Origin of the sequence: Pseudarthrobacter sulfonivorans (assembly GCF_014712225.1) — a bacterium.
GTDB lineage: Bacteria > Actinomycetota > Actinomycetes > Actinomycetales > Micrococcaceae > Arthrobacter > Arthrobacter sulfonivorans.
The window spans coordinates 1-1,707 of sequence record NZ_JACXBW010000040.1 but is presented as its reverse complement, the minus strand read 5'-3'; the positions used below and the strand labels follow the sequence as shown (position 1 = coordinate 1,707).

1 protein-coding gene is annotated in these 1,707 nt (G+C 67.4%); it reads left to right on the top strand.

Annotation, left to right across the window (positions count from 1 at the left end):
• Positions 1–37 precede the first annotated feature (37 nt).
• A partial coding sequence (locus tag IAQ70_RS22430) for an HNH endonuclease signature motif containing protein (RefSeq protein WP_263406526.1) occupies positions 38–1,707 on the top strand: 1,670 nt, incomplete at its 3' end.

The following is a 1,707-nucleotide window of genomic DNA, read 5'->3' as shown; positions in this document are numbered from 1 at the left end:
CGGCAATAATGTCGTACCCCCTTGGCAGAGTGTTCCTATGGAGGCTTTAGCGGAGCGGCTTGCCGGGAGCGGCGGAACTTCCGCCGTGCCTGCACCGATGAGCCTGGCGGCGGCGATCGCGGTGGTCCGCGCCGCGGTCGCTGCCGCCCCTGACCACCTGGCCATGGCAGGCTACGTCGAGGCAGCCGAATTCGCCGCCCAGGTCGAGGAGCTCTCCCGGTCCGTGGACTACGCCCAGATCCTCTCCGCAGGAGCCGTGGACCGCACCCGCACCCGGGCCATCACCAACGCCGGGGCCGCCCGTGCCACCCGGTCCTGGACCACCGGTTGGGACCATAACGGCGTCGAAAACGTCAACGAAACCGACACAGCATGGCCCGCCAGTCCCACCGGACCCGACACCGATACTGTTCCCCGCTCTCCGGCGGACGACGGCTGCAAGAACACCGCCGAGTTCCTCCGCCTGCGGCTACGGATCGGGCTCGGCGAAGCCAAACGCCGCCTCCACCTCGCCCACGCCATCCTCCCCGAAACCACCCTCACCGGAGACCGGATCCCACCGCCCCGCGAACACCTCGCCGCAGCCTTCTCCCCCGCCAACACCGAACAAACCCCCGACCAGCACCCGGGAAATCCCCTGACCGGGCCGGTGCTCTCCTCCCGGGCCGGGACGATCATCAGCGCCACCCTGGACCGCCTCAAACACCACACCACCACCGAGAACCTGGAACGGATCGAACACGACCTCACCCGCACCGCCGCCACCGCCGACCCCGACTTCCTCGCCCGCGTCGCCCGCCGCTGGGCCGACACCCTCGACGCCGACGGCACCGAACCCACCGAGGAAGCCCTCCGCCACACCCAAGGCGCGTTCATCCGCAAACCCCGCCACGGCCTGCACCACCTCGAAATCTTCGCCACCACCGACCAATACGAAATCTTCGCCACCATCATGAACGCCGCCACCAACCCCCGCACCCACCAACCCACCCGCGACAGCACCAGCACCGGCGCCTGCGCAGGCGCCGGCACGTCTCAGGACAACGGCGGGTGGCAGGACACCGGCGTGTGGCAGGACAATGACCCGGACCTGGACCGGCGCACCCGCAACCAGAAACAACTCGACGGCATCATCACCGCGTTCAAAGCAGCCCTCACCACCAACAAACTGCCCACCAACGGCGGAAACCGCCCCCAAATCCTCGCCACCATCAACTACCAAGACCTCCTCCCCCACCTCCCAGCCACCAGCACAGGCAGCAGCACCGGCACCGGGAACTACACCTTCACCGGGCCCGTCGCCGCAGCCACCATCCGCAAACTCGCCTGCGACGCCGACATCATCCCCGCACTCCTGGGCACCCACGGCGAAATCCTCGACCTCGGCCGCAAAACCCGCCTCTTCACCACCGCCCAACGCCTCGCCCTCACCGCCCGCGACCAAGGCTGCACCTTCCCCAACTGCACCATCCCCGCCCCCTGGTGCGAAGCCCACCACATCACCTACTGGTCACAAAACGGCCCCACCAACCTCAGCAACGGCGCCCTGCTCTGCTCCCACCACCACCACCTCATCCACAAAGAACAATGGACCATCCACACCACCAACGGCATCCCCTGGTTCACACCCCCACGCCACATCGACCCCACCCAAAAACCCCAACAAAACCACTACTTCAAACCACCCCCACCACCCCAACGCGAATA